Source organism: Blastomonas sp., assembly GCF_046294995.1.
Taxonomy (GTDB): Bacteria; Pseudomonadota; Alphaproteobacteria; order Sphingomonadales; family Sphingomonadaceae; genus Blastomonas.
Genome location: NZ_JBKBOG010000001.1, coordinates 18,836 through 41,612 on the forward strand (window position 1 = coordinate 18,836; position 22,777 = coordinate 41,612).

Genomic DNA, 22,777 nt, shown 5'->3' on the forward strand with positions numbered 1-22,777 from the left:
TCAGGGGATGTGAGTTTGATCGCTCTTGGCGACGCCATCAGGCTTGTTCGCAGCGAGCGTGAGATTTCTCAGGAGGCATTGGCCGATGCTGCGGGTATTGATCGCTCTCACATGGGCAAGATCGAGCGTGGCGAACGCAACGTGACGATCCTCAATGTAAAGCGAGTGGCAACGGCGCTGGGCCTCACCGTTGCTGCTCTGACCGATCGCGCAGGCATTTGATCAAGCGGGCTCGACGATAAACGCCATCGCGTGACGCAGCCTTAGGCCGACGCGCGCCAGCCATTGCTGCCCATCGCCTTCATAGAGCCTGACCCTGCTAGCAGTCAGGCCGATGGCAACGGTGTAGTGGTCGATCGTGTTGTCATGGAACAGAACCGGTGAGCCAGCTTCCACCAACAGGGACAGCGTCTCCCATCGCTCGGCCTCATTGGATGCGCTGACTTCGATCAGCTGGACGCCGGTGACCTTGTCGGTGGCGAGTTCGGCCAGCAGCATCGCCATCTTGCGCAGCCTGGGCCAAGTGATGCCGTCGCGCAGGCTTTCTGCCATCTGCTTGGGCGGGATGGCGTGGTCGACCATCTGGCGCAGCAGGTCGCGTGCTTCGTCGTCGCTGATGATCCGATAGGGTTCAAGGGTGATGCGGAGCGCGTTGATCAGCGCATAGGGTCCGCACAGGCCATCCAGATCGCCTTGGCAATAGGGTGGCAGCTCCGTGGCGATCGAGGTCGCCGTTGCGCAGCGGTGCTGGTGCATCAGTATTCTCGCGCCAGCATGACGGTCAGCACCCGCGTCGTAACGGCAGGGTCGGAAGGATCTGGCGAGCCCGACAGGCAATCGCTGTCGTAATAGTCGATCTTCCAGAACATGCGCTCGCCAGCGTGTTCGAACGATCCGAAATCGTGCTCGCCATAGGGATCATTGTCGGGCGAGAAGGCGTCGAAGTCGTGGACGGCGGTCAGGATAGTAGCGACCGCTTGATCGCCCAGGCTGATGATGCCCTGGGTTAGCAGGATGCGGCCTGAGCCTTTGCCCTTGCGCAAACTGTCGTTGAGCGTGCGGATTTTGTGCATGCGATCGTGCGCGGGCGATAGGCGCGCGTCTTCACTCTGGCGGGTCATGGCCAAGTCTCCTTGTGGTTTGACGGTGGTGGGAGGGTTTGCAGCTGCGAGCTGCGGGTAGGACGATCAGGTCTGGCCGATCAGATCAGGTTGATGAGCCTGCGTTGGGCGACGCGATCGCCCTCGATGTAGCGTTCGGTAGTGGAAAGCGCCCGGTGGCCAGCAAGCTCCTGCACATCGCGCAGTGATCCGCCGACCTTGGATATGGCACGGGCAGAGCGCGTGATGAACGTGCGGCGGCCTGAGTGCGACGAACATCCGGTCAGATCGAGCGCGGCATAGGCCTCGTGGAACCAGTTGACGATGCTCCGGGCGGTCATGGCCCCACCGCGCTCCGACATGATGACAGGGCCGATAGTTGGTCGACCGCACTCCCGATGCCAGGAGCGCATCGCCTTGCGCAGATCGCCGTGCATCGGGATGATCCTGCCGCTGCTGTATTTGGCGATGCCGTTGGCGATACGCAGCTGGTCGCTGATATGACCCGTCGTGGTCAAGACCATTGGCCAGGTAAGCCCAGCGATCTCGCCAGCGCGCAGGCCGGCCTTGAAGCTCAGTGTGACGATGAGTGTATTGCGCGCAGGGTGTCTGAGCGTGCCAACATGCGCCAGCAACCGGCACACGTCGGCCGCCTCCAGCACCCGCGCAGGGGCTCTGGACATAGGGTTGACCTCTCGATGTTGGGAAAGCGGTATGCAACTCGCAAAAATTGCGACCGTTCCATTAAATAGCACAACCAGCGGAGTTTGTCAAATAATCACTAACAATCAATGACTTGGGAGATTGTTGGGCCTTGCGCGATATCGTGAACTATTCTCTGGCAATGCCGTTGCTGATCACAGCATCATCCTCCCCAGAGGCCTCCTGCAGCAAGCCGCCAGAGCGCCACTGCTTGTGTTCGGTATAAGTTGTCGACCGCTGGCCCGCTGCTTTCGGTTTGATATCTAACGCATCTAAGAGCTGGCGGAGCTCATCGAGAACGACCTCCCGCTCGCGCACAAACCGAGACGCAAAGCAGCGCCAAAAACGCCACCCGGCGCGTTCAAGTGTACGTTGGCGCTGCATGTCCGCTGGCCAATGCTCTGGCCCATGGAAACGATCGCCGTCGCATTCGATAGCGAGCCTGCGATCCTCATCACCTTCAACCACGATATCGATGCGGTGCTGCCCGACACGCACCTGCGTATCGAGAGCGTATCCCCGATCATGCAATGCATCGAAGACCTCGCGCTCAAAATCGGATTCGCAGCGTAGGCGGGCATCGGCGGCGTCTTCGGTGTCATTGGGGAATGGGGAGCGGAAATGCTCGAGCAATGCCCGGCGCAATTTATCGTTCGGGCTAAGCTGATCGAGTTCGATCGAACGGACGAGGATCATCCTCTCGCGGGCACGGGACGCTGCGACGTTGAAACGTTGTTCATAAGGTAGACCGCTCAGAGCGCTGGCATGGCCTGGCGTCGCGACCATGGATAGGAACATAATATCGCGTTCGTCGCCCTGGAAGGTTGCAGGGTCACCCACCCTGATCCGATATTTCTCAATGCAGGGAATGCCGAGTTCATTTTCGATCCGGCTGTAGATCAATGCCGCCTGCTCGGTTCCCAGCAAGGTCGTGACACCAATGGTCCGCCCGTCGAACGACGAATCGCCAGCGATGCGTTGCAACTCCTCAATGATATAGTCGGCTTCCGGCGGGTTGGTTTTGCCGCGCCCCTTGCGATATCCATCCATGACAAGGACGTCTGACAGCACCGGATCAAGCCGTTCCGATGCCTTCGAGAGACGCAATGGGCGTAGTTCGTTACGATAGAACTGCCGTTTGGAAAATTCGATGATGGGTGCCGCGCAGCGGAAATGTTCTCGCAGCATGAACCGATCGGCCCCGAAAATCACACTCGCAAGGTCATACAGCGAGCTTTCCTGCCGCATCGGTTCAACGAACATCGGGACTTGCGCCGAGAGAAAACGAACTGCGAGCGCGTTGGACTGCTCCATGTTTAAACCGACATTATCAGGGCTGACCTGCTTGTCATCGCCGACAACGAGGATCTGCTTTGCTCTGAAAAGCGCGGGGAGCGCTGATAAGGTCGATTGCGAGGCCTCATCAACAATGACCAGATCGAAGATGCCAAGTTCTGCGGGCAGGGATTCTGACACACGGCTGTGCGGCATGATCCAGCACGGCAAAGCACTTTTAACGGCGTCGGCGGCGTTACGCGCGGTTTTTCGGTGACGATTTGCACTCTTGCCAGTGCCGCGCCCAATCTTGCCAACGGCAACCGCGTAGGCGGCCAAGGCCTGCATCACACTTGGTGAAGCCTTTTCCTTGAGCGCCCGCCAGGTCCGCTGTTCGATCGTACGGATGTAGGTCTTGGACAGATCGGCTTCCGCTTGCTCGCGTTCTTCGTGCAGTTGTCGCAAGCGGGCCGATTGATTGGCGTCGTCCAGCCACCGGTCAAGCCGCCGCAGTCTCCAGCGCCGCCGCCAATCGCCCGGGCAAAGGGGATCGATCGCGCCCGACGGAATGGATGACAGTTGCGCGGCCCACAGAGGAGCGCCGTTTTTGATGATCTGGTCGGTTACGGATCGGATCGCTTCCCAATGTTGCTGGAGACCATGCAAATGGGCGATGCGGGCGGAGCAACGCGCGACTTCAGTAGCCAGATCGGCCCCGGTCAAACCTTCTTCGCCAATTCGGTCAGCCAGTGTCCGGACATCGTCATGGATAGGAGTGTCGCCGCGACTAACCGCTTGAAGCAGTGTCTTGCGCACGGACCGCGCAGTTTGGAGACTGGCCAGCTCAAGGTGAACGTTGAGACATTGGAGAATGTCATTGGGATCCGTCTGACGGCTGATCCGTCCGCCCCAACGCGGCAGCAGGCTGCGCACGGCCTGTGTCAGGTACTCGGCTTCGCTATCGAGTGACGACAGCACTTCTAGGCGGTCGAGAAGGGTCAGGGCTTGCCGGCCCGCTGCTGGGCCGTCTTCGACGATCTTTGGTAAGCCCGTTCCTGCGCAAGCATGATTCCAGCTCTGTACGAACCCCTGTGCCCTGTCGGTCGCATCAACGTATCGAGCGATTACGCTCCAGTCGCCCGGGCCCGAAGGGGCTTTGCCCTTGATTTTTACACCCGCAATATGTTTCTTGGTGGTACGTGCGAACAGGCCTGCAATCGCACCAAGGCCTGCGCCTCCCTCAGCCAGATCGGCGACGCTTGCGCGAAAACGCGGGTCATCGAGACACGAGTCTGGCAGACCGACTGGCCTAGTGAGAAAGAAACGGTGATCCTCTTCGAGCGCCATTGCCTCATCACGAAGTTGCAACAAGGCTTCCTGAACTGGGTTATCGGCATGGCCCAGCAATTCCGATATCGCTATGTCGACCTCACCGGCAGAACTGATTACGTCCACGCGGCGTTGATTCCACTGCGTAAGTTGCTGCTCGATTGTCTTCGCGATTGATATCGTTTCAGGCCGATCATCCAGCAGCGGCCACACGGTACCATCCGCGATCGTCTGCTCGATGATAGCCGCCTTTTGGAGGCTCTCATGTGCCGCCAGAATGATATCGGCATCGGCCAGCAAGTGAGCCGGTGGCCTTGTCTTGCCGAGATAGCATAGGTCATCCCCAACGGCTTGCCTTGCCGCGCGCATGGCGGCGATGTCTTCATCGTTAAAGCGAGGGTCAAACTTTGATGCCGCGCCTATAACGTCTGGCAGCCAGGTCGCATCGTCCCCTGCCGCCAGCACTTCACGAGCCGCGATAAGCGGTTCGATAGTTTGTCCGTCCAGCTCCAGTTTTGATAACGCGGCTCGGCCTATCTGTTCGGTTTCACGATCGTTTGCGGCGAGCTGGCGATGCAGGCTGTCGATCTTGGCTTCAAGGCTAGCAATCTCAGCGTCGAGTTCTGATTTTCGGAGGTGCTGAAGCCGCTCAGAAATGAGATCAACCGATCCACGAAACTGGCGCAGGCCTTCACGGTCGCTGTCGAGGAGACTTACCGCCAAAGGACGGATTTCAGGCGGAAGCTGGTCCTGGAGCACTCGCAGAGCAGGCGACTTCTGCGAAGTCACCAGCACGCGCCGGCCTGTCGCGAGATAGTGGCTGATGATATTGGCAATCGTGTGGGTTTTTCCGGTTCCCGGTGGACCCTGCACAACAACACCGTCGCGCACTGCCAGACGCTGCGCAATTTGGACCTGTTCTGCGTTGAACGGCTTGGGGAAGAAGAGCTCTTCGCCAGTTCCATCAGACGACGTTGCGCCAGGGATGCTATTGATGCCCCTGAAAGTCGGAAAATTTTCATCCGGTAGATCGCGCGACGGATCGGTAAACAGCGCCGCAATAGCGGGCGGTATTGCGATGTTGCCGTTGCTGTTTTCAAGCAGATCGCGAAACGCCAGCAGGTCAGCCATCAGTTGGGTTGCTCGCCGCTCCCGCTGAAGGAATGCAAAGCCATCGGTGATCTGCAGTTCCGGCCCGGGAAGGGGCAAGGGCAGGGGGCTACCATCTTCACCACGGGCATAATGCGCGCCGGGGTCGAGCAGGGCGGCGGCATTCTGCAGGACCGGCTCGAACGTGGCGCGAACATATGGAGAAAGGGCGTCGTCCTCGAGATCTTCTAGATGGCGAACAGCGAGTTTGCGCCAAACATCCACTTGAGCAAGGCCTAGTGCGTCGAGTGGGTCGGCCTCCACTCCAGGCCGGGCCTCGGCTCTTGGGACGAGGGCAATCACATGGCTGATCGGATCAAGTTCTATGTCCAGCGGGATAGTCAAAAGAGGATAGAGGAGCCGCTTGCCACCGCGCACAAGCGCAGCATAACCTAGGCCGCAAACGAGTTCCTGGGGCATGCCATCAGGGGCAGACAAGGCTTGCCGCAAGCCGAACAGCGCGCCGTAGAATGTGATCGTCTTGCGGCGCGGCACCTCGGCCTTGACCCAGTCGGCCCATGGTCCGGCAATATAGGCAGCGAGACCGTCCCGCACTTTTTGGGCTTCAGCGTATTCAGCTAGGTCGAGGCCGCTAGCTCCAACGTCGCGTACAATGTTGGCAGCCTTGCATTCGCTGACTGTCAGCCGCTCGCGCAGGCGCGGCTCGCGCGTGGGTTCATCGGACAGCACCAGCCAAGCCTTAAGAAGCTGGTCTGTGGTTTCCGGCGGCGATTTGCGGTTGAGGCGATCAATGGTCAGAAACGCGACATCTTCGCCTGACACCCGGTTAAAGGCGATGCCCGGCAATGCCGCCAATTCGTCATGCGTGCGGTGAAGTGCGCGATGATCCGCCACGTCGGTGACGAGCTTGAGCTTGTCCTTTTCAACCGCGATCACATAGTCGATCAGGTCAAGCATGCGGGCCAGGACAATTGGGTCTGTCGCATCAACAGTTGGAGGCGCGGATCTAGGCAAGGGACTCCGATCAATCTCGATTGGTGGTTCTGTCATGTCAGCGGAGGGCGGCGCTTCAGCGGCTTTAGCTGTGGCAGGGGTTTGCGCCTGAATTGCTGGCTCTGGTTCGGTTTCCAGCTTGGCCCTGATTGCTTTCATGCGAATACGGCGTGGCTTTTGCGAATCGGAAAAACCAAGCTCGGTTTGCTGCTTATCTGCTGAGGGCGGGGTGGAGTTCGGCGGCGGGAACAGCTCCAATTCCAATCCGTCGAGAACGGCCTTGATCTTGGCGCGCAGCCGATGGGCGCGATCCGTATCGCGATGTTGCAGCTCGGCGGCGATGATCTCTAAGCTCTGCCGATTGGTGCGTTGCTGCTCCACCAGCTGTTCAAGCTGGGCAATCGAATCGTAAAAATGGGGGCGTTTCTTACTCACAGCGCAGTTCGCCCAACGGCACTGGCCGAGGTGGTCGACGTCCTGGGCCTTCCTGCGCTGAACATCTCGATTTTGTTCGTTACTCTACGCATCAAGTTCCTGTCGCCCTGACGATGACCGCATGGCACTTGCCAATGTGCTGACCAATACTCTCATGGCAGACGTGGGTATTTTTTACACGCCACTTTCTGAAATCTGGAGGCAGAGATTGCCCTCGATTTGAGGGTTGCCGATTGTAGCGTCAAACTGTTTGCCGTGATAACTCAGCGCCATGATCCGCACCAACACGACCCCAAGATCCTATTGCTCAGCATCGATCCCAATCGCGGTGAAGCAGGCGCTGGCATGAACGCCGTTGAGATTGAAGAAGCCGTCTCTGCCCTGGCGGAGCAGCCGTTCGACGCTCAGGAGTTCCCGTTCGCTTTCCTCGAAGCCTTTGGCAACAAGGCCACCACCATCAAACGCCTGCGCAGCGGCGCATCGAACAAGTCGAATGTTGGCGGGGTCCTGCAGACCAACAACATTCACCTGGCTGTCGCCGCGCCCGGAGCGGTCACGCAGACGCTGGCCGCGCTCAAGGCCAGCCCGCAAACGGCTAAGGCCAAAGCCAAGTTCGCCCTCGCTACCGATGGCGACACGTTCGAGGCCGAAGACCTTGAAACTGGCGAAACCGTCGCTTGCGATTATGCCAGCTTCCCCGATCATTTCGGGTTCTTTCTGCCACTGGCGGGCATCACCACGGTCAAACAGGTCCGGGAAAGTTCGTTCGACATCCGGGCTACCAGTCGTTTCAACCGGCTCTATGTCGAGCTGCTGAAGGACAACCCCGACTGGGGCACCGCCGAGCGCAGGGTGGACATGAACCATTTCATGGCCCGACTGATCTTCTGCTTCTATGCCGAGGACACCGGCATCTTCCACCCAAGTTATCCTTTCACCGGCACTATCGAGAAGATGAGTGACCGCGATAGCGGCAACACGCATGAGGTCATCGGCGAGCTGTTCCGCGCCATGAACACGCGCAAGGAGGAGCATGAGGCCGCCGGCATCCGCAACTGGGCGCGGCCCTTTCCTTATGTGAATGGCGGGCTGTTCGGAGGCAGTCTCGATGTGCCGCGCTTCAGCCGGATCGCGAGGAGCTACCTGCTGCATATCGGCAGCCTCGATTGGACGAAGATCAACCCAGATATCTTCGGCTCGATGATCCAGGCGGTTGCGGATGATGAGGAGCGCGGCTCGCTGGGGATGCATTACACCAGCGTGCCCAATATCCTGAAGGTGCTCAATCCGCTGTTCCTTGACGATCTGCGGGAGAAGCTGGCAGAAGCAGGCGACAATCCACGCAAGCTGGCGAACCTGCGCAGTCGCATGGCTAAAATCCGGGTATTTGATCCGGCCTGTGGCAGCGGCAATTTCCTGGTCATCGCCTATAAGCAGATGCGCGAGATCGAGGCTGAGATCAACCGGCGACGTGGCGAGGCCGAGCGCGCCACAGACATTCCGCTGACTAATTTTCGCGGGATTGAGCTGCGCGACTTCCCTGCCGAAATCGCGCGGCTGGCGCTGATCATCGCGGAGTTCCAGTGCGATCAGATCTATCGCGGGCAACAACTGGCGCTCGCCGAGTTTCTGCCGCTCAATGCGGAGAACTGGATTACGTGCGGCAATGCACTGCGGCTGGATTGGCTGAGCATTTGCCCGCCGACCGGAACAGGTGTGAAGTTGCAAGCGGATGACCTGTTTGGCACTCCCCTCGATCAGGCGCGGATCGACTTCCAGAATGAGGGCGGGGAGACGTATATTTGCGGAAACCCGCCCTACAAAGGTAGCCAAGGGCAGACAGACGAACAAAAATCGGATCTCAGCGCGTTGTTCGACAGTCGCACGAAAAATTGGAAATCGCTCGATTATGTTTCCGGATGGTTCATGAAAGCTGCTGACTTTGGTACTTCAACGAACTCCGCAGCCGCTTTCGTTGCGACAAATTCAGTGTGTCAAGGCCGACAGGTAGCTACCCTTTGGCCACTTGTTCTTGAGACTGGGCACCGGATTAGTTTTGCCCACACCTCCTTTCGATGGGCAAACTTGGCTAGCCAAAATGCGGGCGTTACGGTCGTAATCGTAGGGCTGGCTAACGCTGCTAACTGTAGGCGAACAATTTACTCTGATGTTGACGATGGTTCATTAGTATCGAATGAAGTAAATAATATAAATGGCTATCTTGTTCCGAGTTTAGACATATTTGTCGAGGCCGCTCCAAGGCCTATTAGTGGCATTTCGATGATGAACTTTGGCAATATGCCGAATGACGGAGGGCACCTTCTACTTGAAAAGGCGGAGGCCGAAGTGGCGCTCCATGAACATAGAATACCCGAAAATTTTATAAGACCATTTTTCGGATCGCACGAATTTATTCAGGGGACTGAAAAGCGTTGTATTTGGGTAGATGTTAACGAGTATCCACGAGCCAAAAATTTCGATTGGTTGAATTCAAGATTCACAAAAATTGCCGCTCAAAGGGGTTTGTCTGCGCGTGCGTCAACAAAGACGCTTTCCAAAATGCCATTTCGTTTCGGAGAAATCCGCCAATATGGAACAGAAACGGTAACCATTATTCCCATCCACTCCAGTGAGACTCGACCGTATTTGCCATGCGGATTGTTAGCTAAGGGAGCAATTGTCTCGAACGCTGCATACGCCATGCTTGACGCGCCGCTGTGGAACATGGCGCTCATCGCCTCGCGTATACACCTCGTTTGGATCGCCACCGTGTGCGGTAAATTGGAAACACGATACCGCTACTCCAACACCCTTGGATGGAACACCTTCCCAGTCCCTACGCTTACCGACAAAAACAAGTCTGATCTCACCCGCTGTGCGGAGGACATATTACTGGCGCGCGAGGCGCATTTCCCAGACACCATCGCCGACCTCTATGATCCACAAGCCATGCCCGCCAACCTGCGCGAAGCGCATGAGCGCAACGATGAGGTGCTGGAGCGCATCTACATCGGCCGCCGCTTCAAGAACGATACCGAGCGGCTCGAAAAGCTGTTCGAGCTCTACACCAAGATGACCACCAGCAAGGGAAAAGCTGCATGATTGAACCTACGCGTGGGCCAGGCTGGGATAAGCAGGCCGTTAACCGGATTGCCAAGGATCATTACGGCTCTCTGGACAAGATGTTCCAGGCGCATGGCTGGACTCTCGACGGGCGTGTCATCAGCCAGATAGCACCCACCAAGGTTGTGCAGACCTATGGCAGTATTGCCGCCTTCGAACGCGCGCATGAAAATGGGCTGGCGGGTAACGCAATGCTCAATCCAGTCGCTGCGATCGAGAGCGAGCCGCCAGATGTCTGGTTGACCAGCTATTATGGTTATGATCCCGAGAACTGGGGCCTGCTGGCATTCACGAAACCTGAAGATCGCGATAAGTTTCTCCGGGAGAGTAAACCTGGCGCGCTCGTGGTCATATATGGCACGAAGGACCTTGGCACCGACGAGGCCGGGTTAGTTCTGGGCGTTCAACAAGTTTCACATTTTGTCGGCGCTGCGAAAGATTTTATTGCGCCTGGACATTGGGCTGACAAGGAGAAAGCCAGCCCCGACAAATGGAACTTGGGTGTTCGATGTGTTCGGGCCTGGGAAATCCCCCTTGAGTATCGCCCTACGGTAGATGAATTTGCTCCCGATACCTATTCGATTGCCAACGCTCGAACGATCGGGCGCAGGGGCAAGCAACTCAGTGCAGCGGAGGCTCGCCAGCTGCTAGCCTTGCCCATGTTTGAAATCCCGGTTTACGGGGGCATGCCAGTCGATGTCAGTCCGCCTAAAACCGGATTAGCGGTATTCACTCCAAGCAAACCAGGGCCGGTCTCTCAGCAGCCCTATATGGTGCCAGAGGCAGAGGGTCCTAAACATCTCTACATCCTGAGGCTGCGGGGGAAGGTGAAGCATTTCGTCGAAGATGACCTGGATGGCCGCGACATCGTCAAAATCGGCTTCTCCGTGAGCCCTGACACGCGCATGCAAGCCTTCAACGCAGCATTGCCTGGCAACCAGTTCGAATGGGAAGTCTATCGCTCGACCTTCGCAGAAGGTCAGCCGCCTTTCGAATCGTCCAAGCCGGCCCTGGAGGGCGAAAGAGGCATGAAAGAGTATCTGCTGGATAATGGCGCATCGCTTGGCCGCGAGTTTTTTGTGGCTGGCCCGAAAAAAATCGAGAAGGCTTGGCAGGCTGCGCTGCAGGCGGCAAGGAACTGGAAAGCATGACACGATCCGTTCCGTCGGTTTCAGTCACCTATGCTCGGAGTGGTGCGTCGACCAAATCCAATGCGCTTGGCATGCGCGAGATGCAGGAAGGGGCGTATGAGAAGCGCGGCGAGCAATACCTGCTGATCAAGTCGCCGCCCGCATCGGGCAAGAGCCGCGCGCTAATGTTCATCGCGCTCGACAAGCTGGCGAACCAAGGGCTGAAGCAGGCCATCGTGGTCGTGCCTGAAAAGAGTATTGGCTCCAGCTTCAACGATGAACCGCTGACGAAGTACGGCTTCTGGGCCGACTGGACCGTCGCCCCACGCTGGAACCTCTGTAATGCGCCTGGCGAGGATGGCGGCAAGGTCAATTCTGTGGGCGCGTTCCTTGAAAGCGACGACAGGGCGCTGGTCTGCACCCATGCCACGTTCCGCTTCGCCGTCGACCGGTTCGGGATTGAAGCCTTCGATGACCGTTTGATCGCGGTGGACGAGTTCCACCACGTTTCCGCCAGTACTGACAACAAGCTGGGCGCGCATCTCGCCGAGTTCATCGCCCGCGATCGCATCCATATCGTCGCAATGACCGGATCGTATTTTCGCGGCGATGCCGAGGCCGTGCTCGCTCCGCACGATGAGGCGCGGTTCGACAGCTACACCTACACCTACTATCAGCAGCTCAACGGCTATGAGCATCTGAAGCAGCTCGACATAGGTTATTTCTTTTATTCCGGCGCCTATGCCGACGACATCCTCGCGGTGCTGAACCCCGCTGAGAAGACCATCATCCACATCCCCAACGTCAACTCGCGCGAGAGCACGAAGGACAAGATCAGGGAGGTGGAGCACATCATCGAGGAGCTGGGCGATTGGCAGGGCACCGACCCCGTCACTGGCTTTCAGGTCGTCCAAACTTCTGATGGCCAAACTTTGCGGATCGCTGACCTGGTGGACGATGACCCGGTCAAGCGCGACCGCGTATCTGCAGCGCTGAAGGACCCCTCGCAAAAGAACAATCGCGACCATGTCGACATCATCATCGCCCTGGGCATGGCGAAGGAAGGGTTCGACTGGATCTGGTGCGAGCACGCGCTGACGGTTGGTTATCGCGCCAGCCTGACTGAAATCGTGCAGATCATCGGTCGCGCCACACGAGACGCACCTGGCAAGACCCGCGCGCGGTTCACCAACCTGATCGCAGAGCCGGATGCTGCCGAGTCAGCGGTCACCGAGGCGGTGAACGACACGCTGAAGGCTATCGCGGCGAGCTTGCTCATGGAGCAGGTTCTGGCCCCGCGCTTCGAGTTCAAGCCGAAGAGGCCAACCAACGTCGCCACGGACGACTTCGACTATGGGCCGGGCGGCTATGATCCTGGCAAGTGCAATGTCGGTTTCCACGAAGAACGCGGCGTTTTCCAGATCGAGATCAAAGGGCTTACCGAACCCAAAAGCCCCGAAGCAGTCCGCATCTGCCGTGAAGATCTGAACGAGGTGATCGCTTCATTTGTGCAGGACAAGCGCTCGATCGAGCGTGGCCTGTTCGATGAAGAGTTGGTGCCCGAGGAATTGACGCAGGTTCGCCTGGGCAAGATCATCAAGGATAAGTTCCCCGAACTGGACGACGAAGATCAAGAGGCGGTGCGGCAGCATGCCATCGCAGCATTGAATCTGACCCAGCAGGCGGCCCGTATCGCTGTGGGCGATGATCGCGAGCCAAGCGCCAACACTGCGCTGATCGATGGCGTCCGCAAGTTTGCCATGGACGTGCGCGAACTGGACATCGATCTGATCGACCGGATCAATCCCTTCGGCGAAGCCTACGCCATCCTGGCCAAGACCATGAGCGAGGACAGCCTGAAGCAGGTCGCGGCTGCAATTGCTGCCAAGCGCACAAGTTTGACCCTGGAGGAGGCGAAGGAGCTGGCGGTCCGGGCAGTGCGGTTCAAGAAGGATCGGGGACGGTTGCCCTCGATCAGCTCGACGGACGCCTGGGAAAGGCGGATGGCCGAAGGCGCCGCGGCGTTTGTCCGCTTCAAGGACGAGGGCCGCTATGAGTGACCTCGACCTCGACGACCTGCGCAATGAGCTTGAGGAGTTTGCTCAGCCCGCCAAGAAGGTCACGCGCTCTCCGCGTGAAGAACGCATCATCGCCGGGTTTGAGGATATCCAGCGGTTTGTGGAGCAGCATGGCCGCGCACCGCAGCATGGCGAGGACCGCGACATCTTCGAGCGCCTGTACGCCGTTCGGTTGGACCGGCTGCGCGCGCAGGATGATTGCCGCGAGCTCCTGGCACCGCTCGACCACCAGGGGCTGTTAGCCGGCGAGGGTATGTCTGCCCCTGAGCTGGTAGAGGCAATGGATGAGAACGAGCTGCTGGCGGAGCTTGAGGGCATCGCGGGCGACGATAACATCACGCGGTTGCGGCATGTCCGACCCAGCGCAGAAAAGCGCGCGGCCGAAGAGATCGCAAACCGGGAGCCGTGTCCGGACTTTGACGAGTTCAAGCCGACGTTCGAGCGGGTGAAGCGTGAATTGAAAGAAGGCGCCAGGGAAACCCGACGAATTGAGAACACCGAGAACAGCCTGGCTGACATCAAGCCTGGCGCTTTGTTCATCGTCGGGGGCCAGGTCGCCTTGGTCGCTGATGAGGACCAGGCATTCGTGACCGAATACAAGCGCACCGATCGCCGGCTGCGGGTCATCTATGACAACAAGACGCAGAGCAACGTTCTTGCCCGATCATTTCAAAAAGCGCTGTACCGCGATGACGCAGCGCGGCGGATCACTGAGCTGTCGGCTGGTCCGTTGTTTGCTGGCGAGAACGACGACGATGATCAGGCCAGCGGCACCATCTATGTGCTTCGCAGCAAGTCGGACCATCCGCTCGTCGCGGCCAATCGGGGCGTTCTGCACAAGATTGGTGTTACGGGCGGGGACGTTGCCCGTCGCATCGCCAATGCCAGGCTGGACCCAACCTTCCTGATGGCTGACGTCGAAATCGTCGCCACCTACACCTTGTTCAACATCAACCGGACCAAGTTAGAAAACCTGATCCACCGGATATTCGACCCCGCGCGGCTCGACATCGAGATCAAGGACCGGTTCGGCAATCCAGTTGTCCCACGTGAGTGGTTCCTAGTCCCCCGTTTCGTTGTTGATGACGCGGTGGAGCGGATCAAGGACGGAACTATCACGAAATACGAATATGATCCTAAAGTGGCCCAGCTTGTGATGCGCGAAGATATGACCGACGTTTGATCTGGCGTTTATCGAGATAGGTGGACTCGGCCCATTATTCGGCAACTATCATATGTCTATAAAGAGGAGGGGCGATGTCGACGGGTGAAACTGGAAATCTTGCGGCGGATTGGATTCCAGCTGCTGATGCATTGCAAATGATGGAGGGTGCCGGTTACGATACGGTGACAGCAAAGGCAGTCCTCGCTGATCAGCTTCGTGAGGGGCGGATTAAAATTCGAGCGGATGAGATGTGGACGTCCGACGACGTTAAACTTGGCAAAGCCTGGGGCCGATCACCTTCCAAATCAGATGTTATGGTCGATACCGATGTCCCCGTTTCGGTGTTCCATCGCTCGAAACGTTGGACGAAAGATCCGAAGCACTGGAATTGGATGCAAAACAAGTTTTACGTAACAATTCAAACAAAGCCGCGTCTCAGGAAAATAATGTTTGAAGTGAAATTTAATTCATCTGAGATACACAGCTTGCTGAAGATGCCAAAGAAGGCAAAAAGAACTAATAGTAAGCCTATTGATGTTATTTGGTGGGATTGGGTGTCCGAACTTTTAACCTATACCCATGAGGTCGGGACGAGGCCTGAAATCTCAGCAAATAAATTATATGAAACTCTTGAGGCAAGAATTCTGGAAAAGGGCAGAGAGCCACCCGGACGATCGACCGTTTACCCGCTTTGTCGGCACATCGTTGAGCGATGGCGGGAGAACCTTTAGCGATCGCTCTCGTGTGCTGGACACCTTTGGACACCACTGGACATCGCCGTACAGACTAACAACCGACAGTCTGACAGGTCTCCAATCGCTCCTACAGCATCCCGCTGATGGACGATTGGAGTATCTATATGTCCCCCTTGCACATCTCCCGTGCTGCACTCTCTGTTGCGGATACAGCGCGATATCTGTCGATTAGCAAAACGAGCACCTTCGCTCTAATTCGGTCTGGCACTCTAAAGTCGTTCACCATCGGCCGAAAACGCCTCATCCTTGTCGGTAGTATCGAGGCATTAATCGCCGATCGATGCGCTGCCGAGCATCCGGTGGCCGCTAACGATAACCGGTAAATCAAACCCGCCGACCTGATCGGCAACTCCTTCCTTCAACTCGAGCGCGCGCCACCGCGGGAGTCGAACCACGATTCCCCGCGAGGGCGGCGCTATGCCCAAAGGATTCGAAAATGAATACATCCACTACCTCCATAGTTGGGGCAGATGCACCCCCCACCCCCCGTGCCGCCGACCGGCAAATAAAAGCCCGCTGCAGCGAAAACCTCCCTGATCGGAGGAAAAACGTCGTTTCAGGGGCCAATTCCGCACCTTTACTATGCCCGCAGAGCAGGGTTGGCGCTTTGCGGCCAAACTATCTTTTTCGCTGCGGCAACGATGCGGCGACCCCCTCTTTTTGTGGGGAGGCCGGGTAATGGTAGGCATCGGCATTTCCAAGCTTCCCCGGCCTCCCCGCCAATATCGACTGAACAAGATCAAGGGTGATCTGAAAGCCATAGTCCGGTTCGAGACCCTCGCGGAATCGATCGAAGAGGATCAGCGGCGGGGTAAGCTGATAAAGAGGGCTCAGAAGCGCTTTTCGGACCAGTTCAAGGGCAAGCTCAACCGGAGGGCTCGGCGACTGTCTGATCGGCTGCTGAGCAGCAAGAATGGCACGCCTTGCCCGAAGTCCATGGCCAGCCGCAGATACATGCGGCGGATGCGTCTGCGAGTGCATGGCTGGCTGTGGAAACTGGTCGAAGAGGCGGTTGCACCGGCCTTCGTGACGATGTGGCGGGCCAACTGGGTCATATCGGCTGACAAGCTGGTCGACGTCGATCCCCATAAGCTGATCAAGCAGCTTCGAAACGATCTGTCGCGATGCATGCCCGGTCCGATGAAGGGCTGGCTGTTTGCGAGCCTGCACGCCTGCTTTGACTCCAGCGACAACACCTACCGCCTACATCTGCATGGTCAGGCGCATGGGGATATGATCGATCGGATCGAAGCTCTGCGGACGAAATGGCCCCGAAAGTACCTCCGATCGCAGGGGCACGGTGACACGGGATCGATCACGATCATCCGTGTGCAAACCGACCTGCCCAAGACTGTGACCTACAGCCTGCAGTCGTTCTGGAACCACAAATTCTTCCACAACCCGACAACCGGGGAGCGGCAGATGATCGAACAGCGACGGCGGATACCGGAGCCTTACCACAGCCTTGCCTTGGCTTGGATCGACCAGTTTCGGCTTGAAGATATGACTTTGTTGATCGGCCTGCGCTGCGGCCGTGATGGATTTGTATGCGCAAACTAAGTGACTGAGTTTGAATGAATATTGAGCACGAATGATTTTTGAAAGGAATGAAAAGATGGCTGTAAGTATGATCAAGGGCGTTGGGATTGCCCTGTTTGATAGAAAGTTGGTTGGCACAATTGGTCAACAATCGACTTCGGAAAAATATATACCTTCCTGGCAGGCCGGGAGACGGATTTTGGATAACCAGATTTTGCCATTTTGGTGGGGAGATCGGGGATACAACCGCTCCCCATTTTGCCCACAGATTCTCGGGATTGCCGCCTTTGGGCGCGAGAACTTCGTACCTTCAACCGGCACCATCCATGGAGGCGATCATGTTTTTGCACGTTGACGGGATGATCGCTGCAGACCGGCAGCGCTGGGTTCAGGTCACCCTAGGCGACCAGAGCGCCATCACGCGATATTCAAATTTTGTTGATCGAGGCGTGATGGCCCTGACTGACCTTGTCGCAAAGGGGCTGCCGCTGGTTGGTTCCAAGGCGGCCGCCGATCTGGTTGAGCGTGTTGCGAAGCTGGACGACTTTCCGGCCAGGAACATTGCGGATGGACCCGGGTGGAATGGCGAAGCCTATGTGATGGCTGACGGGCGGGTTTTCGGCCCGGAAGGATCACAGGACTACATCGTGGGTTTCCAGACCGAGACACGCCGCATCGGCCAAAAAGGCACCATGGAAACTTGGAAGCAGGTGATCGAAGGCCTTGAGGGCCAGAACCTGGTCATATTCTGCGTCATGGCTATGTTTTTGCCACCCCTGCTGCGCCTCACCAACCGGGTTGGCAATTTCGGGTTTGAGCTCTGTGGCGAACGCGCATCTGGTAAAAGTACTGCCCAGTTGATTGCAGCCTCAGTGGTCGGAGGCGTCCTTGACGATGGCGGACATTATTGGCTGTCCATGGACCAGACGTTGCATTCATTGGAAGACGTGATGGCGTCGCACAATGACCACCCTGTCGTGCTGGATGAGGCCAATGTCTTCGCTGGGGGCACGTTACCGAAAGAACGCGCTGAGGCACTGAAAGCGGCTGTGTTCAAGATGTCCGGGGGGGCTAGCACCGGGCGACGAGGTGTGCCGCAGGTAAGCGGCAAGCGTTTGGTGTATCTAACGTCTGCCAATGAACCGATATCCAAAATCATCGGCAAGTCAGCAGGCGCTCGTGCAGCTACTGACCGCTTGATGACACTGGATCTGACGCTTTACGACAAGGTCGGCGTATTTAGTAAGGTACCCCCCCAATATCCCAGCGCGAGCGCATTTGCCGACCACTTCAAGCAAGGAGTCGCGGAAAACTATGGCCACGCGTTCCCTGCGTTTATCGAGAGGCTGGTCGCGGCGAGGCATACCGACGAGGCGGCGGTGCGACGGAGGATTGAGCAGTTAGTGGCGCTTTTCCAGAAGAAGGCCAAGATCGACGCCAACTCGGGTCCTCAAGCCAGGGTGTCGGAGGCATTCGGACTTGCGTATGCTGCCGCCGTGCTGGCCCAAGGTTTTGATGTCCTGCCCAAGAACCTGAGGCTTGGGTCTGCGACTCTGGCCGCGTTCAGGCTTTTCATGAAATCGCAACCGGATGGGCGACCACCTCTCGACCGAGTACGGGCAATGCTCACTGATCCCCGCGTCGTACACCTGCCTAAAGGGAAGCCGTCCACCAAGAAAGCAGCGACGATCTTAGAGGCTGGCGCATGGGTCCGACTGGACGGCGATCAAGAGGAGCTATGGATCATGCCGAAATGCGGCTCCAAGCTGTTCCCGGATTGGGCAGCGCTGATGAAAACCGCGTCGTTCCAGGCGATGATGGTTGCGGGGGATGGCACCCATCGGACCGTGAAGCGAACATTGTGGGAAGGTGGTCCGATCAAACGCGTCATAGCCTTGCGCGTGCCGGTGGCCTGACGGAAATGGTGTCGAGCGTTGTACGCTCGGCACCATCCCTTGGGCTTGCATCTGCCGCCACATAACGGTGATCTGAAGCGCTAGAAGGGGATGGCAATCGCTGGCAACAACGGCTTATGGCGACGTCCGATTGAATTCGCAGATGACGGCAGCTTAATCGGGGGGTATAATAGCTCCAGAATTGGGGGTCGCGCTATTGACTGATTCGAATACTGATTCGTCGGGTGTAACGCCAGTAGTCGCACTTCACTTGCTCACTACTGACCTGCTTCTTGCTGAGCTAATTTCCGGACGTCCGATCGCTACGGATGAGGGCCACCGGCTCGTGCTAGATAGCAATGCTGCCCGAGGCGTGTTGTCCTGGTATCGCGGCGCCCGCTCCAAGTGGGCCGGCAATGTTATGACGCCTGATTGCGAAGCGATCATAGCCAGCATCAACGCTACCCCAACCCAAGTGCCGCCTCCTTCCGCCTCCGCAGATCGGGAGCGCCGAGTTCTTAGGCTGGCAAAGGTCGTCGCACATAGGTTCGCGGGGCTTCATGCCTACGGGTCCGCAGACGAACCGAGCACGGATTTCGTTTTCGAACCGAACAGCCCCATCACGGTGTTTGAAGGATGGAACGGGTCGGGTAAGACAAGCTTGATGAATTCGGTGATCTGGTGCCTCACCGGCAAGCTGCTCAGGCCTCAGCGCTTGCCCGAAAGCGGCGAAGCCGAATTCGACTGCGAGATCGATCGTGGGCCTTATGAGGAGGCGTCGCAGCACAAGATCAGCGCGGTAACTCCCCTGCCAAGCGCCCAGCACTGGACGCCTGCGGCATCAGCTAAAACCGTACCAGCGGATACTTGGGTTGAGCTGACCTTCGAACTTGAAGACGGGACCCGACTTCCGCCGATCCGTCGAACGCAGTCACGAAAGACAAACGGTAAGCTGGAAGAGGTCGGGCCCAGTGCGGCGGATCTTGGCCTCGATCCGATCGCGTTCAATCTCGGGACCATCATGCCAGGGCTGCTGCCCTATCTTCAGGTGGGAAACCCCTCGGAGTTGGGGCTCGCGGTAGCCAAGCTGACAGGCCTTTCAGAACTTGTCGCCCTGGCAAAGCACGCTGGGCGTGCGAGAACAAAGATCGCGGGCGAGATTACCAAGGAGCGCAACACCGAGCTCGAACGGATCGAATCGGACTATCGGCAGCATCGCAGCGATCTTGAACAGCGGATTGTCGAATTCTCGGAAATGGCGCCTGCCGCCGCTCTCCCGGCGATCACGGATGAGCCGGCTGCGTTCATCGCGCTAGGACAGCATTTCGAGGATCTGAAAGCCAGCGGTCTCGCCCATGCCCGGGACGTTCTTGGCGATACTTTTGACGCCTCAGAGGAATCGCAGCGGCAGAGCTTGGAGCAATGCATCGGACCTGCGCTAGAGCAAGTGCGCCGGTTGTCGCAGCTCCCATCAATGGAAAGGCTAGTGGCTCTCAAGCTGGAGACCGACGCTCGCCAAGAGGTGGATGCCCTCATCGATCGTTTGTTCGAGGAGGCGGCTACCCTTGAAGAGCTCTCAGCGAACCCGGTGCTGGAGCGCCGGACCCAGCTCTACGCACGCGTGTCTGACTGGATGCGCGAGCATGGGAAGCCCCATGATGATCATTGTGCGGTCTGCCATCATTCCCTCTCGGGCGTCGTCGACGCCGAGACTGGTGGGCTTGTTGCCGATCATCTTCGTCAGGTTGCTGAGGACAGCGAAATCCTCTCCAAGACGGTCGTGCAATGGGCCGAGGCCTGGACCGGAAAACTGGCCCGCGATCTGCCCGATACGCTTCGGCGCGATTTGCAGAAGGAGCTGCCCGAATCTCCCGGTGCAATCTTGCGAACCGCGTTGCTGGACGATCTCTTCAGCACGGACGGCTTTGCAGGCGTCCTTCGTTCGCTGCGTTCCAACGTTGAAGCGCTAACGGACAGTGCGATGGCCGACCTACCTTCGTTCACAGAGCCGGCGCAGCGAGTTCTGCCGAGCCGAGTTGGCGCCCACGCGGCTAAGTTGAGCAAGACGTTGAACCGTCTTGTCCGAGCTTTGGCATTTGTCGACTGGATGACGGCCCACCGCGCAGAACTTGTTGCGGCGCTTGAGGAAGTCCGCGGCAAAGCCGATGGCGGCGACGGTCAGGCGACTGGCCTCCGAGCGCTGCTGTTACGTCTCGATGCAATCGTGAAGGGCGTTGCGCCCATCAATGCGGCCATCGAATTATCGAAGCGAATGAACACTGCTCAGGCCTCCCATAAGCGCAAGCTGAAAGCAATCGAAGATTGCGGGACGGCCGCAGCGGCTTTGGATGAAATTATTCCCGTGGGCGTTCTTGCCACGGCGCAGGTCGAAGGCCTGCAGGCCCGCTTGCATGATCGAGCGGAATTTTGGCGAAACGCGATTTACCAGAACGCGACAACCCTATCGCCCAAACCGCATCGAACCGGCATGACACCCCAAGGAGTAATTGCAATCCAGGTGGGACGCGATGGCGTTCATGCACCTGCCCAACATGTATCGAACGCTTCGGCTCTGAGAGCGTCACTCATGGGCTTCTATCTCGCGTTTCGAGAACATGTCCTCCGGACGAATGGCGGCCTCTCGCTGATGATTTTGGATGATCCCCAAGATCTCCTCGACTATGATAATCGCGCTCGTCTAGCGCGTGCCCTGGACCAACTGGCGGCTGGTGGAGCCCAGGTTCTGGCGACCACCTATGACCGCAGCTTTGGGCGTATCCTCGTCGCTGAGGCACGGGGCAGCAATCGTGTTGAGCACCGTGCCGTCCATCCAGTGCATGCATCTCGTAACACCCTCGAAACTTCTCTGGCTATCGAGGACTTGGATCGGAAGCGGAACGAGTTCGTCTCCAACCACGATTCGGCAGCTCATGCGCAGGATTATGCGAATCAGGCTCGCATCTTCTTGGAGGCGCGCCTCGGGGACTTGTTTGACGACCCAGCTTATCCCGCGTTTTCGGCGCCCACAGACGCGTCGACGTTGATGCCAATAGTGGACCGGCTCCGTTCATTGGTCACCGCTCGAAGCAACGAACTCTTCAGAAGCCCGGTACTCGCGCGCTTCTGCGATGATCCTGCATTGGCCGATGGCGCTGAGCCGCGACGAGTGCTCAACCAAGCGCATCACCGCCATGCCAACGCTTTGAGCTACATCGACGTGCAGAACGTTGATGCGGACTTGAAGCGGTTGCGTTCGGCAGTTGAACGCGTCCACGAGGAATTCCGGCGCTATCGTTGGCGGGAGCCCCTTCAGGAGGCTATCCCGGACAATGTCGTACCTCTGACTGTCGTTACCGCACCAGCGTTCAACGTCCCGATCGTTCAGGACATTGCTGCGTTTAGCCGGAACATGCCGAGCGGTGGCAGCCAAGACGGTAGCTTGGAGATGCTCTCCAGCGAGTGGTTTAATGACAAGTCGCTGTTTTACGTTCGCAGGGACACCATGGGCTTCACAATCCCAGCCGGATCCATCGCGATTGTTGAGGTAACGCCTTCTTCACCGGCCGATCATGAGCTGGTTATTGGCCGCCGGGGGACGCAAGCTTTCGCTCGCAGGCTGCTGCGTCCGCGCAACGGCGAGGGATACTCATTGGCCGCTGAAGCAACCGACCCTCGTGGCGGTCGGCCAACGCTGGCCTTCGAAAATCATGAACTTGACTTACATCGTGTCGTTGGAGCTCTGTTCGTCCAGGTTCCTCCGCCGGCTGGGCGGGAAGAGGCAGTTCTGCTCGAAGGACATCCTGCCCTTGGGCGAGTCGAGGTCGCATATCGTGTCCGTGAGGAAAGCGCTGTCCCCCGGGTTATGCCGGGGCAGATCATCCTCGGTGGAGCCGTTCTGACACCGGATCAGCTGTATTCCATGGAAGGCGAGATGGTCGCTGTCACTCTGGAAGACGGTGACAGCATCCTGAAGCGAATCGGCGCGCCGCTGTCGAGGAGTTTGCCGTACCTCCGGCAGTTCGAAACGATCGGTGGGCTCGGAGCCTCAGTCGTCCTCGCCACCGAGCGAATTGAAGGGGCACCAGACCTTCCTGTGATGATCAATGCTCGCCTTGTACTAGGCGTTGTCTACGCCACATAGATTGCCA

General features: G+C 58.0%; 15 protein-coding genes. 11 read left to right on the forward strand and 4 right to left on the reverse strand.

Features of this window, described 5'->3' with window-relative positions; genetic code table 11:
* Positions 1 to 9: 9 nt before the first annotated feature.
* A complete protein-coding gene (locus tag ACK4R0_RS00100; RefSeq protein ID WP_409668435.1) occupies positions 10 to 222 on the forward strand; it encodes a helix-turn-helix domain-containing protein in 213 nt (70 codons plus the stop codon).
* Here the strand turns inward: ACK4R0_RS00100 and ACK4R0_RS00105 are convergent, their stop codons facing one another.
* From ACK4R0_RS00105 to ACK4R0_RS00120, 4 genes are all read right to left on the reverse strand, one after another.
* A complete protein-coding gene (locus ACK4R0_RS00105; protein WP_409668437.1) occupies positions 223 to 756 on the reverse strand; it encodes a hypothetical protein in 534 nt (177 codons plus the stop codon).
* On the reverse strand, positions 756 to 1,121 hold the full coding sequence (locus ACK4R0_RS00110) for a DUF3768 domain-containing protein (protein WP_409668440.1): 366 nt from the start codon (positions 1,119 to 1,121) through the stop codon (positions 756 to 758). The genes ACK4R0_RS00105 and ACK4R0_RS00110 overlap by 1 nt, the downstream gene beginning before the upstream one ends.
* A gap of 80 nt (positions 1,122 to 1,201) precedes the next feature.
* Complete coding sequence (locus ACK4R0_RS00115) at positions 1,202 to 1,783, reverse strand: tyrosine-type recombinase/integrase (protein WP_409668443.1); 582 nt, start codon at positions 1,781 to 1,783, stop codon at positions 1,202 to 1,204.
* A gap of 148 nt (positions 1,784 to 1,931) precedes the next feature.
* Positions 1,932 to 6,944: an AAA domain-containing protein gene (locus ACK4R0_RS00120; protein ID WP_409668446.1), complete on the reverse strand. Its 5,013-nt coding sequence runs from the start codon at positions 6,942 to 6,944 to the stop codon at positions 1,932 to 1,934.
* A gap of 345 nt (positions 6,945 to 7,289) precedes the next feature.
* On the opposite strand from ACK4R0_RS00120, the gene ACK4R0_RS00125 reads away from it, so the two are divergent.
* From ACK4R0_RS00125 to ACK4R0_RS00170, 10 genes are all read left to right on the forward strand, one after another.
* On the forward strand, positions 7,290 to 10,046 hold the full coding sequence (locus tag ACK4R0_RS00125; RefSeq protein WP_409670818.1) for a class I SAM-dependent DNA methyltransferase: 2,757 nt from the start codon (positions 7,290 to 7,292) through the stop codon (positions 10,044 to 10,046).
* Positions 10,043 to 11,218: a hypothetical protein gene (locus ACK4R0_RS00130; RefSeq protein ID WP_409668449.1), complete on the forward strand. Its 1,176-nt coding sequence runs from the start codon at positions 10,043 to 10,045 to the stop codon at positions 11,216 to 11,218. Before ACK4R0_RS00125 ends, ACK4R0_RS00130 begins: the two co-directional genes overlap by 4 nt.
* Positions 11,215 to 13,257, forward strand: coding sequence for a DEAD/DEAH box helicase (locus ACK4R0_RS00135; protein ID WP_409670820.1), 2,043 nt, complete (start codon positions 11,215 to 11,217; stop codon positions 13,255 to 13,257). Before ACK4R0_RS00130 ends, ACK4R0_RS00135 begins: the two co-directional genes overlap by 4 nt.
* On the forward strand, positions 13,250 to 14,458 hold the full coding sequence (locus ACK4R0_RS00140; protein WP_409668452.1) for a GIY-YIG nuclease family protein: 1,209 nt from the start codon (positions 13,250 to 13,252) through the stop codon (positions 14,456 to 14,458). The genes ACK4R0_RS00135 and ACK4R0_RS00140 overlap by 8 nt, the downstream gene beginning before the upstream one ends.
* 74 nt (positions 14,459 to 14,532) lie before the next feature.
* Entirely contained in the window at positions 14,533 to 15,171 is a 639-nt protein-coding gene (locus ACK4R0_RS00145) for a hypothetical protein (RefSeq protein ID WP_409668455.1), read from the forward strand.
* A 128-nt stretch (positions 15,172 to 15,299) separates the two neighbouring features.
* Positions 15,300 to 15,518 carry a helix-turn-helix domain-containing protein gene (locus ACK4R0_RS00150; protein ID WP_409670823.1) on the forward strand — a complete coding sequence of 73 codons (219 nt, stop codon included), beginning with the start codon at positions 15,300 to 15,302 and terminating at the stop codon, positions 15,516 to 15,518.
* A 355-nt stretch (positions 15,519 to 15,873) separates the two neighbouring features.
* On the forward strand, positions 15,874 to 16,755 hold the full coding sequence (locus ACK4R0_RS00155; RefSeq protein WP_409668458.1) for a hypothetical protein: 882 nt from the start codon (positions 15,874 to 15,876) through the stop codon (positions 16,753 to 16,755).
* A 31-nt stretch (positions 16,756 to 16,786) separates the two neighbouring features.
* Entirely contained in the window at positions 16,787 to 17,089 is a 303-nt protein-coding gene (locus ACK4R0_RS00160; protein ID WP_409668461.1) for a hypothetical protein, read from the forward strand.
* On the forward strand, positions 17,061 to 18,650 hold the full coding sequence (locus ACK4R0_RS00165; RefSeq protein ID WP_409668464.1) for a DUF927 domain-containing protein: 1,590 nt from the start codon (positions 17,061 to 17,063) through the stop codon (positions 18,648 to 18,650). Before ACK4R0_RS00160 ends, ACK4R0_RS00165 begins: the two co-directional genes overlap by 29 nt.
* A 400-nt stretch (positions 18,651 to 19,050) precedes the next feature.
* Entirely contained in the window at positions 19,051 to 22,770 is a 3,720-nt protein-coding gene (locus ACK4R0_RS00170) for an ATP-binding protein (protein ID WP_409670826.1), read from the forward strand.
* The last annotated feature ends 7 nt before the right edge of the window (positions 22,771 to 22,777 follow it).

Bases quoted from the DNA above. Each gene is read 5' to 3' on its own strand.
- ACK4R0_RS00105 (WP_409668437.1), bottom strand. From the start codon at position 756: ATGCACCAGCACCGCTGCGCAACGGCGACCTCGATCGCCACGGAGCTG.
- ACK4R0_RS00110 (WP_409668440.1), bottom strand. From the start codon at position 1,121: ATGACCCGCCAGAGTGAAGACGCGCGCCTATCGCCCGCGCACGATCGC.
- ACK4R0_RS00115 (WP_409668443.1), bottom strand. From the start codon at position 1,783: ATGTCCAGAGCCCCTGCGCGGGTGCTGGAGGCGGCCGACGTGTGCCGG.
- ACK4R0_RS00125 (WP_409670818.1), top strand. From the start codon at position 7,290: ATGAACGCCGTTGAGATTGAAGAAGCCGTCTCTGCCCTGGCGGAGCAG.
- ACK4R0_RS00130 (WP_409668449.1), top strand. From the start codon at position 10,043: ATGATTGAACCTACGCGTGGGCCAGGCTGGGATAAGCAGGCCGTTAAC.
- ACK4R0_RS00135 (WP_409670820.1), top strand. From the start codon at position 11,215: ATGACACGATCCGTTCCGTCGGTTTCAGTCACCTATGCTCGGAGTGGT.
- ACK4R0_RS00140 (WP_409668452.1), top strand. From the start codon at position 13,250: ATGAGTGACCTCGACCTCGACGACCTGCGCAATGAGCTTGAGGAGTTT.
- ACK4R0_RS00145 (WP_409668455.1), top strand. From the start codon at position 14,533: ATGTCGACGGGTGAAACTGGAAATCTTGCGGCGGATTGGATTCCAGCT.
- ACK4R0_RS00150 (WP_409670823.1), top strand. From the start codon at position 15,300: ATGTCCCCCTTGCACATCTCCCGTGCTGCACTCTCTGTTGCGGATACA.
- ACK4R0_RS00155 (WP_409668458.1), top strand. From the start codon at position 15,874: ATGGTAGGCATCGGCATTTCCAAGCTTCCCCGGCCTCCCCGCCAATAT.
- ACK4R0_RS00160 (WP_409668461.1), top strand. From the start codon at position 16,787: ATGATTTTTGAAAGGAATGAAAAGATGGCTGTAAGTATGATCAAGGGC.
- ACK4R0_RS00165 (WP_409668464.1), top strand. From the start codon at position 17,061: ATGGAGGCGATCATGTTTTTGCACGTTGACGGGATGATCGCTGCAGAC.
- ACK4R0_RS00170 (WP_409670826.1), top strand. From the start codon at position 19,051: ATGACGCCTGATTGCGAAGCGATCATAGCCAGCATCAACGCTACCCCA.